Annotated in this window: 13 protein-coding genes; 2 read left to right on the top strand and 11 right to left on the bottom strand. The window is 62.4% G+C overall.

Translation table 11 applies throughout. The annotated features are described in order from the left end of the window. Window positions 1-53: 53 nt before the first annotated feature. Genes ntrC through dusB form a run of 3 tightly spaced genes read right to left on the bottom strand, consistent with a single transcriptional unit; the run spans window position 54 to window position 3,687 of the window. Window positions 54-1,508, bottom strand: coding sequence for a nitrogen regulation protein NR(I) (gene ntrC / locus IG169_RS20885; protein ID WP_193178203.1), 1,455 nt, complete (start codon window positions 1,506-1,508; stop codon window positions 54-56). After that, the gene (locus IG169_RS20880; RefSeq protein WP_193178202.1) at window positions 1,505-2,656 is read right to left on the bottom strand and encodes a two-component system sensor histidine kinase NtrB; all 1,152 of its coding nucleotides are present in this window, start codon (window positions 2,654-2,656) and stop codon (window positions 1,505-1,507) included. Before IG169_RS20880 ends, ntrC begins: the two co-directional genes overlap by 4 nt. Then, the gene (gene dusB / locus IG169_RS20875; protein ID WP_193178201.1) at window positions 2,656-3,687 is read right to left on the bottom strand and encodes a tRNA dihydrouridine synthase DusB; all 1,032 of its coding nucleotides are present in this window, start codon (window positions 3,685-3,687) and stop codon (window positions 2,656-2,658) included. Before dusB ends, IG169_RS20880 begins: the two co-directional genes overlap by 1 nt. Before the next feature lie 159 nt (window positions 3,688-3,846). Between dusB and IG169_RS20870 the strand changes: the two genes are divergently transcribed. Both IG169_RS20870 and IG169_RS20865 read left to right on the top strand, forming a co-directional pair. Continuing rightward, on the top strand, window positions 3,847-5,076 hold the full coding sequence (locus IG169_RS20870) for a bifunctional 2-C-methyl-D-erythritol 4-phosphate cytidylyltransferase/2-C-methyl-D-erythritol 2,4-cyclodiphosphate synthase (protein ID WP_193178200.1): 1,230 nt from the start codon (window positions 3,847-3,849) through the stop codon (window positions 5,074-5,076). Further along, window positions 5,069-5,605 (top strand): CinA family protein, encoded by a 537-nt coding sequence (locus IG169_RS20865; protein ID WP_193178199.1) that lies wholly within the window; start codon window positions 5,069-5,071, stop codon window positions 5,603-5,605. Before IG169_RS20870 ends, IG169_RS20865 begins: the two co-directional genes overlap by 8 nt. Here the strand turns inward: IG169_RS20865 and IG169_RS20860 are convergent. The 8 genes from IG169_RS20860 to IG169_RS20825 form a co-directional block, all read right to left on the bottom strand. Then, on the bottom strand, window positions 5,602-6,075 hold the full coding sequence (locus tag IG169_RS20860) for a type II toxin-antitoxin system RatA family toxin (protein WP_193178198.1): 474 nt from the start codon (window positions 6,073-6,075) through the stop codon (window positions 5,602-5,604). The two genes, IG169_RS20865 and IG169_RS20860, sit on opposite strands and share 4 nt — an antisense overlap. 16 nt (window positions 6,076-6,091) lie before the next feature. Beyond that, on the bottom strand, window positions 6,092-7,057 hold the full coding sequence (lipA, locus tag IG169_RS20855) for a lipoyl synthase (protein WP_193178197.1): 966 nt from the start codon (window positions 7,055-7,057) through the stop codon (window positions 6,092-6,094). A 13-nt stretch (window positions 7,058-7,070) separates the two neighbouring features. Continuing rightward, window positions 7,071-7,334 carry a hypothetical protein gene (locus IG169_RS20850; protein ID WP_193178505.1) on the bottom strand — a complete coding sequence of 88 codons (264 nt, stop codon included), beginning with the start codon at window positions 7,332-7,334 and terminating at the stop codon, window positions 7,071-7,073. 10 nt (window positions 7,335-7,344) lie between these two features. After that, on the bottom strand, window positions 7,345-8,790 hold the full coding sequence (lpdA, locus tag IG169_RS20845; protein WP_193178196.1) for a dihydrolipoyl dehydrogenase: 1,446 nt from the start codon (window positions 8,788-8,790) through the stop codon (window positions 7,345-7,347). A gap of 90 nt (window positions 8,791-8,880) precedes the next feature. After that, window positions 8,881-9,144, bottom strand: a complete 264-nt coding sequence (locus IG169_RS20840) for an HP1242/YdcH family protein (RefSeq protein ID WP_193178195.1) — start codon at window positions 9,142-9,144, stop codon at window positions 8,881-8,883. 77 nt (window positions 9,145-9,221) lie between these two features. Beyond that, on the bottom strand, window positions 9,222-9,863 hold the full coding sequence (locus IG169_RS20835) for an SGNH/GDSL hydrolase family protein (RefSeq protein WP_193178194.1): 642 nt from the start codon (window positions 9,861-9,863) through the stop codon (window positions 9,222-9,224). A 13-nt stretch (window positions 9,864-9,876) separates the two neighbouring features. Beyond that, on the bottom strand, window positions 9,877-11,244 hold the full coding sequence (locus tag IG169_RS20830; protein WP_193178193.1) for a pyruvate dehydrogenase complex dihydrolipoamide acetyltransferase: 1,368 nt from the start codon (window positions 11,242-11,244) through the stop codon (window positions 9,877-9,879). Between the two features lie 12 nt (window positions 11,245-11,256). After that, window positions 11,257-12,636 (bottom strand): pyruvate dehydrogenase complex E1 component subunit beta, encoded by a 1,380-nt coding sequence (locus IG169_RS20825; protein ID WP_193178192.1) that lies wholly within the window; start codon window positions 12,634-12,636, stop codon window positions 11,257-11,259. Window positions 12,637-12,648: the final 12 nt, after the last annotated feature.

The following is a 12,648-nucleotide window of genomic DNA, read 5'->3' as shown; positions in this document are numbered from 1 at the left end:
ACATGCAACAGATTGTGGCGGTTTTGCAACAAACCGCCACAACGCAAACAGTTTTATACGCCGCCCTTGAAGACGCTCAGTCCGTGTTCCTTGATCTTCTTGCGCAAGGTGTTGCGGTTCAGCCCGAGGACCTCGGCCGCGCGAATCTGGTTTCCGCGCGTCGCGGCAAGCGTCGCCAGGATCAACGGTTGCTCGAGTTCGGCCAGAACCCGCTGATAGAGGCCTGGCGGCGGCAGGCCGTCTCCGAACGAGCGGAAATAATCCTGCATGTTGTGTTCGACAGCTTGCGAAATCGTGACGTCTCCGTTCAGCAGACCCGATGGCGCATGGTCCGCGCCTTCGCCGGCGTCGAGTTCCGCGGCGACGATCTCGGGCGTGATTTCTTCTTGCGGATAAAGCGCGCTCAGACGCCGGATGAGGTTTTCGAGCTCGCGCACGTTGCCGGGCCAGTGATAGCGCGTCATCAGTTGCAGCGCTTCCGGCAATATCCGTTTTGCTTCGAGGCCTTCGCCCTGAACTTTCGCAAGGAAGTGCGTCACTAGATCGCCGATGTCTTCCAGCCGTTCGCGCAGCGGCGGCATGCGCAACGGCACGACGTTCAGGCGATAGTAGAGATCTTCGCGGAACAGGCCCTGATTGATCAGCGCGCGCAGATCCTTGTTGGTCGCGGCAACGATGCGGACATTGGTCTTGATCGGCGTCCTGCCGCCGACGGTCATGTATTCGCCCTGCTGCAGCACCCGCAGCAGCCGCGTTTGCGCATCCATCGGCATGTCGCCGATCTCGTCCAGAAACAGCGTGCCGTTTTCGGCCTGCTCGAACCGGCCCGTGGAGCGCGCCTGCGCACCGGTGAACGCGCCTTTCTCATGGCCAAAGAGTTCGGATTCGATCAGGTCGCGCGGGATCGCGGCCATGTTTATGGCGACGAACGGGCCGTTCTTGCGCTTGCCATATTCATGCAATGCGCGCGCGACAAGCTCCTTGCCTGTGCCGGATTCCCCGTTGATCAGCACCGTGAGGTCGGACTGCATCATGCGCGCAAGGACGCGGTAGATGTCCTGCATTGCCGCCGAGCGACCGACGAGCGGCATGCCCTCATGTTCCTTCGGCGCGGCCGCCGCTTGGCCGTCGTCGCTCTTGCGCCGCGATTCAGCCAGCGCACGACCGACGATCCCGGTCATTTCGACCAGGTCGAACGGTTTGGGAAGATATTCGTAGGCGCCCTTCTCCGAGGCCCTGATCGCCGTCATGAATGTGTTCTGCGCACTCATCACGATCACCGGCAAATCCGGTCTGATCTTGCGCATGCGGGGTAGCAGGTCGAACAGATTGTCGTCCGGCATGACGACGTCGCTGACGACGACATCGCCCTCGCCCGCTGTCACCCAGCGCCAGAGCGTCGATGCGTTCGAAGTTACGCGGACATCGTATCCGGCCCGCGACAGGGCCTGGCTGACGACAGTGCGGATGGCGGCGTCATCATCTGCGACGAGGACGGTACCCTTCATGATTGCTTTTCTCCCGACACGGTCTGGATATGATCAATGGCAGAGGCCGGCGCGGCCGGCATCAGGATGCGGAAAACAGTCTTGTTGGGCTGCGAGTCGCATTCGATCACCCCGCCATGATCACCGACGATCTTCGCGACCAGCGCGAGCCCAAGGCCCGAACCGTTCTGCTTGGTCGTGATGAACGGGTCGAACATGTGCATCTGGATGTCTTCCGGAACGCCTGTTCCGTTATCCTCGACACTGAATTCGAGCGGCAACGCGACACGTTCATTGGCGCCCGGGATCGAGAGCCGCACGCCCGGCCGGAATGCAGTGCGCAGCCGGATCTGGGCATGCTCGCGGTTTTCGCACGCCTCGCTCGCGTTTTTCACGAGATTGAGGAACACCTGGATCAACTGGTCCTTGTTGCCGAGGACAAGCGGCAGCGACGGGTCGTAGAACTTCACGAATTCGATTCCGCGTGCAAATCCCGAGGCGGCGATCTGTTGCACCCGGTCGAGGACGACATGGATGTTCACCGGTTCGCGTTCGATTGGCCGCTCGTCGGAAAAGACTTCCATGCGGTCGACGAGCGAAACGATCCGGTCGGTCTCGTCGCGGATCAGACCTGTCAGGGCGCGGTCCTCGTCGCTGACGGCGGCCTCCAGCAACTGCGCGGCGCCGCGAATGCCCGACAGCGGATTCTTGATTTCGTGGCCGAGCATCGAGGCAAGCCCCGTCACCGACCGCGCGGCTCCCCTGTGCGTCATCTGCCGGTCGAACTTGTCGGCCATCGACCGTTCGCGGAAGACGATCACCATCGCGCCCGGTTCGTCTACTACTGGTGTTACATGGACATCGACGACACGGTCGGAGCCGAGCCGCGGTGACGACAGATCTACACGGTATTCATTGACCGGCGATTCATGTTCGCGAACTTGTTCAATAAGCGCCAGCAAAGGACTGGAAAACGGAACGAAATCCTGAATCTTGGACTTCGCCAGCTGGCCTTGCGACGACGAAAAGAAATACTCCGCCTCCAGATTGGAGAAGGCGATGAAATCGTTCGCGTCGATCAGCACGACAGGGTCGCGCAGCGTATCGAGAACCTTCAGCGCGCGGCCGGGATCCGGCAGCTCCGCCTTTTTCCGCAAGGTGAACGCCATTACGCGGCCTCCGCCGGCAACACCGTTTCATTGCTGGTTTCGCACAGGACAACTGAAATCAAACGGATAACCTCTTCTGAGCGGTTGCTTGTCATGATCTGTTTTCGGATCGCGCTCATGTCGCGCGATATCGGAGCGTGCCGGTCGAGATACCAGCCAAGGTGCTTGCGGGCATGGCGAGTGCCTGTTTCGGCGCCGTATTGGGACAGCATGTCCTCGTAGTGGTTCGTCACGTAAGCCGCCATATCGTCGCGCCCCGGTGCGGCTATGCACCCGGCGCCGGAGAAGCCCGCCTCGCGCGCGATTTCCCCGGGCAGCCAGGGTTGGCCGTATGCCGCTCGTCCGATCATCACCGCATCGGCCCCCGACAGCGCAAGCGCCCGGCGGGCGTCCGCGAGACAACCGATATCGCCATTGACCACCAGCGGAATGCTGACGACGTCGCGAACGTCTGCGACGCGTCGCCAATCGGCCCGTCCGTTGTAGAGCTGCGCGCGAGTACGCCCGTGGATCGTGATCATTCGGACGCCTGCGTCTTCGGCGCGCTTCGCAAGTTCCGGAGCGTTGATCGTGTGTTCGTCCCAGCCAAGCCGCATCTTCAGCGTGACCGGTACGGAAACCGCTCCGACCGTTGCGTCGATCAGCGCCTGCGCGTGGTCGAGATCGCGCATCAGCGCCGATCCCGAATAACCGCCGGTCACCTTCTTGGCGGGGCAGCCCATGTTGATATCGATGATATCAGCGCCCTCGCCTTCCGCGATACGGGCGGCCTCGGCCATCCATTTCGCTTCGCGTCCGGCCAATTGCAGCATGTGGATCGGCAATCCGCCATTGCTTGCCCGCATGCGGCTTTCGGCCCGCGCCTTGCAAAGCTCCTCGCTGGCCACCATCTCGGAAACGACGAGACCGGCTCCGTGCTCGAAGGCACGCTTGCGGAACGGCAGATCGCTCACGCCCGACATGGGCGCGAGGAAAATCCGATTCCTGACTTCGACCGGTCCGACCTTCAGAGGTACCGCAATTTCGTTCATAACGCCTGTGGCTGAATGTTAGGCAGAATTCTCTTCTGCCTAAATACTAGACACACAGCGCCGGTTGTGCAATCGCCGCCGTGTGTTAAAGCAGGCCGGATCGAGGATTTTTTTCGCAAGCCGCTTTTGCAGCTACAAACGCCCAATGAAAAGGCCAAAATGCAGGGTACGCTGAGTTTTGGGGTCGTAATCGTCGCCGCCGGTCGCGGCGAACGCGCGGCCGCGCCGGGCAGCGGCCCGAAACAGTACCGCCTGCTCGGTGGCGTTGCCGTTATCGCGCGCACGCTTCAGGCGTTCCGGGCGTGGGATGCGAATTGCCCTGTCGTCATTGTCCGTCATGCGGACGACAAGGCGCTTCTCGACGCGGCGCTGAACGGGGTTGCCACGGACACGAACGCCGTGGCGGGAGGCGCGACGCGTCAGGACTCCGTCCGCCTCGGACTGGCTGCTTTAGCCGAATCGGAAAATCCGCCGACCCATGTCCTCATCCACGATGCGGCGCGGCCGTTTGTCTCTGCCGTCCTGCTCGACGCTCTGGCGCGATCTGTCCGCGACGATCCCCGGACAGGCGTCATTCCCGCGTTACCTGTTTACGAAACCGTCAAGGCGGCGGACGCGGACGGCATGATCGAGCGCACCGTACCACGAAAAGGCCTCTACCGGGCGCAGACACCGCAGGTCTTTCCGCTGGAGACGATCCTCGAAGTCCATAAGCGTGCAGCCAATGAGCATGATTTCGAATTCACCGACGATGCCTCGCTTTTCGAATGGGCGTCATTGCCGGTCCGGATCGTTCTCGGCGAAAGCGCAAACGCCAAACTCACATTCCCGGAAGACTTCACGGAGGCCGAACGGATGTTGAAAGCAGATGAAAGCCCCGCCCTTCCCGACGTGCGGGTCGGTCACGGCTACGACACGCACCAGCTGGTCTCCGGCGATCACATTATTCTGTGCGGCGTCGAAATCCCTCATGACCGAAAGCTCTCCGGGCATTCCGACGCCGATGTCGGATTTCACGCTCTGACCGACGCGCTTCTGGCGACCATCGGCGCCGGCGATATCGGCAGCCACTTCCCGCCGAGCGATCCGCAATGGAAAGGCGCCTCTTCCGATATCTTCCTCGACCACGCGGCCAATCTCGTCCGCGATGCCGGCGGCCGGATAACCCATTGTGATGTCACGCTTCTTTGCGAGGCCCCGAAAATCGGACCGCACCGCGAGGCGATGCGCGCTTCCATTGCCAAGGTCGTTGGCATCGATATAGAGAGGGTTTCCGTCAAGGCGACGACAAACGAACGGATCGGGTTCATCGGAAGACAGGAGGGCATCGTCGCGCTCGCAACAGCCACGGCAGTCTTCGCAACCAGGGGGAACGCAAGCAATGAATGACTTTGGCGATGATGCCGGCGACGAAGTTCTCGACCATGTCGGCGCGCTCCTGGCGCTCTGCAAGGAGAAGAACGTCACGATCGCGACGGCGGAATCCTGCACCGGCGGGCTGATTGCCGCGACGCTGACGGAAGTCGCCGGGTCCTCCGCGATGGTCGATCGCGGCTTCGTCACCTATTCGAACGAGGCCAAGACCGACATGCTCGGCGTTCCGCCGGACATGATCGAGCGCTATGGCGCCGTCTCCAGCGAAGTCGCATCGGCCATGGCCGAAGGGGCGCTTTCCCGCGCCAATGCCGATGTGACCATCGCCGTTACCGGCATCGCCGGACCGGACGGCGGCACCGACCTGAAGCCTGTGGGACTGGTCTGGTTCAGTTGTTCGGCGGGCTGGGCCCCGACATTTGTCCACAAGGCCGTGTTTCCCGACCACGGCCGCGCTTTCATTCGCCATGCGACGGTGATGACGGCGATCGAGATCCTGACGGAAACGGTCAAACTGGCGCCGGAAGTGCCGCCAGTCGATTAGGCGGAGGCGGCGTTGCGGTTCGGGGTGCCGTAGATTTCCAGGGCGCGTTTCTGGAAGGCGTTCGAGAACATGTGGAATGCCCTGTCGAACATCGCGCCCATCAACACGCCAAGCGTCCGGCTCTTGAATTCGTAATCGATCGTGAACTTCACGTCGCTTCCGTCGTCGGCCCGGTCCACGAAGCGCCAGCGGTTGTCGAGATAGCGGAACGGACCGTCGACATAGGAAACGTCGATGATGCTTTCGGCGGGCTTCAGCAGTACCTGCGAGGTGAAGGTTTCGCGCACCATCTTGTATCCGACAGTCATGTCGGCAACCAGCAGAGTCATCTCCCCGCGCTCGCGCCTTTCGCGGATCTTCAGCGCTTCGCACATCGGCAGGAACTCGGGATAGCGCTCGATATCGGCGACGAGCGCAAACATCTGCGCGGCGCTATGCGGTACGGTGGTCGTATCCTGGAATTTCGGCATCGGGTTTCGCTGTCGTTCAGGCGGCGCGCAACTTTGCCTCGCGGGCGGCTTTCAACCGTGCGAAATCATCGCCGGCATGATGCGACGAACGCGTCAGCGGGCTCGCCGAGACCATCAGGAATCCCTTGGAATAAGCGATCGTTTCCAGTGACTTGAACTCGTCCGGTGGCACGAAGCGGATAACCGGGTGATGCTTCTTTGTCGGCTGCAGATATTGGCCGACCGTCAGGAAATCGACATCGGCAGACCGCAGGTCGTCCATCAGCTGCAGCACCTCGTTCCGCTCCTCGCCGAGCCCGACCATGATGCCGGATTTGGTGAAGATGGTCGGATCGATTTCCTTGACCTGCTGCAACAGCCGCATCGAATGGAAATAGCGCGCGCCAGGCCGCACCGTGAGGTAGTTCGACGGCACGGTTTCCAGATTGTGGTTGAAGACGTCCGGCCTGGCGGCAACCACTTTTTCCAGCGCTTTTTCCTTGCGCAGGAAATCGGGCGTCAGGATTTCGACGGTCGTGCCGGGCGCCTGCTCGCGAATCGCCTGGATCACCTCGACGAAATGTTGCGCGCCGCCGTCTTCGAGATCGTCCCGATCGACAGACGTGATGACGACGTGGGTCAGGCCCATCGTCTTGACCGCGTGGGCGACGTTTTCAGGTTCCCTCACATCGAGCGGCGCGGGCTTGCCGGTCGCGACATTGCAAAAGGCGCAGGCCCGTGTGCAGATCTCGCCCATGATCATGAAGGTGGCATGTTTTTTGTCCCAGCACTCGCCGATATTGGGACAGCCGGCCTCTTCGCACACTGTGACGAGGTTGTGCGACTTCACGATCTCCCGGGTCTCCGAATAGCCGCGCGATGTTGGCGCCTTGACCCGAATCCATTCCGGCTTGCGCATCTGGACCGGCTGGTCCGGCCGGTGTGCCTTTTCCGGATGGCGGGGCTTTTTCGCGCCCTCGACTGTATCGACCACTGTGACCATGTCGTCCTCTGATCTAGCTGCGTGACGCGAGCGCCAACGCCTTGAAAATAAGCAACCAGACGGCGCCGAACAAGGCGCCGGCCGCCGCCATCATGAGCGTGACCGCCCACACCGCGGACCATCCGGCAAAAACGAACGGCCCGATCGGCACCCCGGTCCCGTTGCGCGCCGCCGCGATCCCCGCAAGGAGCCCGAGGATCGCGAAGGCGGCAACGCTGAGCTTGAACACGCGTCGGCCGACCGCTTGCCAGTAGGTTTCGTTGCGGGCAAGCGGCATTACCTTCGCCTTACGCGTTCAATACGCGCCCGTAGGCGTCGAGAACGCTCTCCTTCATCATTTCCGACAGGGTCGGATGCGGGAAAACCGTGTGCATCAGTTCTTCCTCTGTCGTCTCCAGGTTCATTGCCACGACGAACCCCTGGATGAGTTCAGTGACCTCCGCGCCCACCATATGCGCGCCCAACAACTGGCCGGTCTTCTTGTCGAAGATCGTCTTGATCAGGCCCTGGTCCTCGCCAAGCGCGATCGCCTTGCCGTTCGCGACGAACTGGAAGCGGCCGACGCGGATATCGTGGCCGGCCTCCTTGGCCTTCGCTTCGGTCAGGCCGACGGAGGCGACCTGCGGATGGCAATAGGTGCAACCCGGGATCATGGACTTGTTCATGGCATGAACGCCCGGCACGCCGGCGATCTTCTCGACGCAGATGACGCCTTCGTGCTCGGCCTTGTGGGCGAGCATCGGCGGGCCGGCGACATCGCCGATTGCATAGATGCCCTCGATATTGGTCCGTCCGTAGCCGTCGATGACGACGCAGCCGCGGTCGGTCTTCACGCCGAGCGCTTCCAGGCCGAGATTTTCGATATTGCCTTGCACGCCGACGGCGGAGATCAGACGGTCCGCCTCGATGGACTGCGTCTTTCCGTCCTTGGTTTCGACATGGGCGACGACGGAGTTCGCCTTCTTGTCGACCTTGGTCACCTTGGCATCGGTGATAATCTTGAGGCCGTGTTTTTCCAGCTGCTTGCGCGCAATGCCGGAGATCTCGGCGTCTTCCACCGGCATGACCTGCGGCATCAGTTCGACGACAGTCACGTCGACGCCCATGGAATTGTAAAAGCTCGCGAATTCGATGCCGATCGCGCCGGAGCCCATGACAACGAGCTTCTTCGGCATCTCTTGGGGCACCATGGCCTCGAAATAGGTCCAGATCAGTTTGCCGTCGGGCTCGATGCCGGGCAGCGCGCGCGGGCGCGCGCCGGTCGCGACAATGATGTGCTTGGCAGTGTATTCGCCCTCGCCCTTGGTGCCCTTGGGCGCCGGGGGCTGCGGTTCCATTGGCTTTTTCGACGTCTTGCCGACGGTGATCTTGCCCTTGCCGGCAAGCTTCGCCTCGCCCCAGATGACGTCGATCTTGTTCTTTTTCATCAGGAAGCCGACACCGCCGTTCAGCCGCTGCGACACGCCGCGCGAACGATCGACCACCGCCTTCACGTCAGCGCTGATGCTGCCGTCGATCTTGAGGCCGTAATTCTTGGCGTGGGTGGCGAAGTCCATGACCTCGGCCGAGCGCAACAGCGCCTTGGTGGGAATGCATCCCCAGTTGAGGCAGATGCCGCCCAGATGCTCGCGTTCGACGATGGCCGTCCTGAGCCCGAGCTGCGCGGACCGGATTGCCGCGACATAGCCGCCCGGTCCCGATCCGATGATGATGACGTCGTATGCGTTCGACATGGGCGCTTCCACTCCTTGCGTTTCCTGCCGCTTGCCGCGCCATGCGCGGATGCGGCCCTGATTAGCGGGAGTGGAAGCCTGCCGATGCCGCTATTCGAGATCCTCAGCGGCGGGTTCGGGCTTGACCAGCATCCCGTAGATTTCATCTTTCAGCGCCATGCGCTGTTTCCGCATTTCTTCCATGCGAAAGTCGTCACATGGCTCAATATCGGTCTCGGCGCGATGAATGGCCCGGTTCAACTCGTGATACTCATTCGAGATCCGGTGAAAGTGGCCATCCGTTTCACGCAAATGGTGAATTTCGGCGGCCAGATCCGGGAATTCTTCGGCCAGTTCGTGCGGGACATGGGACATCGGGATACCTCCGGTTTTTTTACGTCGTGTACCTGACCCTAAGCCCTGAGACCAGTCCCTCCTTGATCCGTATCAAATTAAAGTCCGAGCATCAGCGAGACGACCGGCGCGAGCGCCTTGCCGATGGATTTTGTGTTGGCCGCGTCGAGGTGAATTCCGTCGAGCGGCGTCGTCCTCGCGACTGTCGCGGCATCGAAGAATCCGCACTCCAGATCGTCGGCGAGATCGGCATACATCGACGCCAGCATGTGCGATTCCTCGATCTTCCCGGCGAACATGGCAGCGAAATCCGGGTTGGCGGTTTCACAAAGGGGCGGCGGCGCCATCAGCAGGATTCCGGGATTCGTCGCCCCGTCGAGCGCCCAGTCGTGATTGCGCACCAGCGATACGAGCTTCGCCATCCCCTGCTTTGCCGCAATGGCCTGGCCGTGCACTGCCGGTTTCAGGTCGTTGGTGCCAAGCATGATTATAACCAGATCGAGCGGCTTGTGCGTTGCCAGCAGAGTCGGCAAAACCCGTGCGCCGTTCCTGTCACAATCACCCAGATGGTCGTCGAAGGCGGTCGTGCGTCCGTTCAGCCCCTCGGCGATCACGTCAACACGGCCGCCGAGCGCATCGGCGAGCGCCACCGGCCAGCGATTCCCCGGCGCATGGCGCCGGGGTCCGGTGGGATCGAAACCCCAAGTCAGGGAATCGCCGAAGGCGAGCACGGTTTTCATGGCGTGGCCGATCCTACACCAGCATGCTCATCGGGTTTTCGATATAGCCCTTGAAGGCCCCGAGGAGCTCCGCCCCGAGCGCGCCGTCGACGCAGCGGTGGTCGGTCGACAGCGTCACGGTCATCACCTGCGCGATCGCCAAAGCGCCGTCCTTGACCACCGGGCGCTGTTCGCCGGCCCCGACCGCGAGGATCGTCGCATGCGGCGGATTGATGACCGCAGCGAAGTTCTTCACGCCCATCATGCCCATGTTGGAGACCGAAGTCGTGCCGCCCTGGTATTCCTGCGGCTGCAGCTTGCGTTCCTTGGCGCGCTTGCCGAGATCCTTCATCTCGTTGGAAATCACCGAAAGCGGCTTCATTTCCGCCTGCCGGATGATCGGCGTGATCAGCCCGCCGGGGATGGAGACCGCGACGCCGACGTCGGCGTGCTTGTGCTTGACCATTGCCTCGTCGGTCCAGGAGACATTTGCATCCGGCACGTCGCGCAACGCGAGCGCCAGAGCCTTGATCACCATGTCGTTGACCGACAGCTTGTAGGCTGCGCGGTCGTCCTTGCGCGGCGCCGCGGAGTTCAGTTCGCTGCGCAGTTTCAAAAGCGCGTCCAGTTCGCAATCGATCGAAACATAGAAATGCGGAATCGTCTGTTTCGATTCCTGCAGCCGCTTGGCGATCGTCTTCCGCATGTTGTCGTGCTTGACGAGTTCGTAGGAGCCTTCCTCGAACAGCTTGAGCACGGCTTCTGTCGACGGACCGGCCGGCATGGCCGCAGGCGCCGCTGCCGGCGCCTTCTCGGCTGCCGCAGGCGCCTTCGCGCCGCCGGCGATCGCCGCCTCGACATCTCGCTTGACGATCCGTCCGTGCGGACCACTGCCGCCAACCGCCGTGATGTCGATGCCTTCCGCCTTGGCGATCCGGCGCGCCAGCGGCGAAGCGAAAACCCTTTCGCCGTCCTTTGTCGGCGCGGGGCCGGCCTTGACGTCATCCGGTACGGTCGGCGTCAGCGCGGCCTTCAGCGGCGCTGGCGCAGGTTTCGGTTCTTCCTTCGATGGCGCGGGCGTCTCGGCCTTGGATTCCGCCGTGGTTTCGGACTTGGCCGGCGCCGCGCCGCCGGAAGCGGCCGCTTCGCTCACGTCCTCGCCTTCGCCGGCAAGGATCGCGATGACCGCGTTGACCTTTACGCCATCGGTGCCCGCGGGCACGACGATTTTCGCCACCGTTCCCTCGTCCACGGCTTCGACTTCCATCGTCGCCTTGTCGGTCTCGATCTCGGCGATCACGTCTCCGGAAGCGACGGTATCGCCTTCCTTGACCAGCCACTTGGCGAGATTGCCCTCTTCCATTGTCGGCGAAAGGGCGGGCATTGTAATGTTGATCGGCATGGTACTCTCCCCTTAACCCGCGTAGGTGACGGCTTTGACCGCATCGACCACTTCGCCGACATTCGGAAGCGCCAGTTTCTCGAGATTGGCGGCATATGGCATCGGCACGTCCTTGCCCGTGATCGTGATCACCGGCGCATCGAGATAGTCGAAGGCCTGGCGCTGCACCTGGTTGGCGATGAAATCGCCGATCGAGCACTGCGGGAAGCCTTCCTCCACAGTGACGAGCCGTCCGGTCTTCTTGACGCTGGCAACTACTGTCGGCAGGTCCATCGGCCGCATCGTACGCAGGTCGATCACCTCGCAATCGATCCCCGCTCCGGCAAGCTCCTCCGCCGCCTTGACGGCGTAGGTCATGCCGATGCCGAAGGAGACGATCGTGCAATCGTTGCCAGGCCGGTGAATCCGCGCCTTGCCGATCGGCAGGACGAAATCGTCGAGCTTCGGCACGTCGAAGGTCTGGCCGTAGAGGATCTCGTTTTCGAGAAAGATCACCGGGTTGGGGTCGCGGATCGCGGCCTTGAGCAGTCCCTTGGCATCCGCCGCCGTGTAAGGCTGGATGACTTTCAGGCCGGGAACGTGGCTGTACCACGCCGCGTAGTCCTGGCTGTGCTGCGCGGCAACGCGCGCTGCCGCGCCATTCGGGCCGCGGAACACCATCGGCGCGCCCATCTGGCCGCCCGACATGTAGAGCGTCTTGGCCGCCGAATTGATGATCTGGTCCATCGCCTGCATGGCGAAGTTGAACGTCATGAATTCGACGATCGGGCGCAAGCCGCTCATCGCCGCACCGACGCCCACGCCGGCAAAACCATGCTCGGTGATCGGTGTGTCGACCACGCGGCGCGGACCGAATTCGTCGAGCAGTCCCTGGGTTATCTTGTAGGCGCCCTGGTATTCCGCGACCTCCTCGCCCATGACGAAGACGGCTTCGTCCTGGCGCATTTCTTCGGCCATGGCGTCGCGCAGCGCTTCGCGGACAGTCGTCGGGACCATTTCGGTTCCCGCCGGGATGTCCGGGTCCGAAGCGACTGCAGGTTCGGAGGGCGCGGCGGGAACCGGCGCTGCGGCGGGCGCCGATTCATATTTTGCGTCAGGTGCCGGCGTGGGTGCTGGCGCGGCCGCCCTGCCGATGTCGTCGGCGCTTTCGCCGTCCTGCAGCAGTACCGCGATCGGCGTGTTGACCTTCACGCCCTCGGCGCCCTCGGCGACGAGGATCTTGCCGATGACGCCTTCATCGACGGCTTCGACCTCCATGGTCGCCTTATCGGTTTCGATCTCGGCGATCACGTCGCCCGATGCGACGCTGTCGCCTTCCTTTTTCAGCCATTTGGCAAGATTGCCCTCCTCCATCGTCGGGGAGAGCGCGGGCATCAGAATATCGATTGGCATGGTGCGGTCCCC

Source organism: Oricola nitratireducens, assembly GCF_014904745.1.
Lineage (GTDB): Bacteria > Pseudomonadota > Alphaproteobacteria > Rhizobiales > Rhizobiaceae > Oricola > Oricola nitratireducens.
The sequence above is the reverse complement of the archived record's forward strand: the minus strand, read 5'-3'. Positions and strand labels throughout refer to the sequence as shown.

Bases quoted from the DNA above. Each gene is read 5' to 3' on its own strand.
- IG169_RS20835 (WP_193178194.1), bottom strand. From the start codon at position 9,863: ATGAAAACCGTGCTCGCCTTCGGCGATTCCCTGACTTGGGGTTTCGAT.
- IG169_RS20880 (WP_193178202.1), bottom strand. From the start codon at position 2,656: ATGGCGTTCACCTTGCGGAAAAAGGCGGAGCTGCCGGATCCCGGCCGC.
- lpdA (WP_193178196.1), bottom strand. From the start codon at position 8,790: ATGTCGAACGCATACGACGTCATCATCATCGGATCGGGACCGGGCGGC.
- IG169_RS20840 (WP_193178195.1), bottom strand. From the start codon at position 9,144: ATGTCCCATGTCCCGCACGAACTGGCCGAAGAATTCCCGGATCTGGCC.
- IG169_RS20860 (WP_193178198.1), bottom strand. From the start codon at position 6,075: ATGCCGAAATTCCAGGATACGACCACCGTACCGCATAGCGCCGCGCAG.
- IG169_RS20830 (WP_193178193.1), bottom strand. From the start codon at position 11,244: ATGCCGATCAACATTACAATGCCCGCCCTTTCGCCGACAATGGAAGAG.
- IG169_RS20870 (WP_193178200.1), top strand. From the start codon at position 3,847: ATGCAGGGTACGCTGAGTTTTGGGGTCGTAATCGTCGCCGCCGGTCGC.
- lipA (WP_193178197.1), bottom strand. From the start codon at position 7,057: ATGGTCACAGTGGTCGATACAGTCGAGGGCGCGAAAAAGCCCCGCCAT.
- IG169_RS20850 (WP_193178505.1), bottom strand. From the start codon at position 7,334: ATGCCGCTTGCCCGCAACGAAACCTACTGGCAAGCGGTCGGCCGACGC.
- dusB (WP_193178201.1), bottom strand. From the start codon at position 3,687: ATGAACGAAATTGCGGTACCTCTGAAGGTCGGACCGGTCGAAGTCAGG.
- IG169_RS20865 (WP_193178199.1), top strand. From the start codon at position 5,069: ATGAATGACTTTGGCGATGATGCCGGCGACGAAGTTCTCGACCATGTC.
- IG169_RS20825 (WP_193178192.1), bottom strand. From the start codon at position 12,636: ATGCCAATCGATATTCTGATGCCCGCGCTCTCCCCGACGATGGAGGAG.
- ntrC (WP_193178203.1), bottom strand. From the start codon at position 1,508: ATGAAGGGTACCGTCCTCGTCGCAGATGATGACGCCGCCATCCGCACT.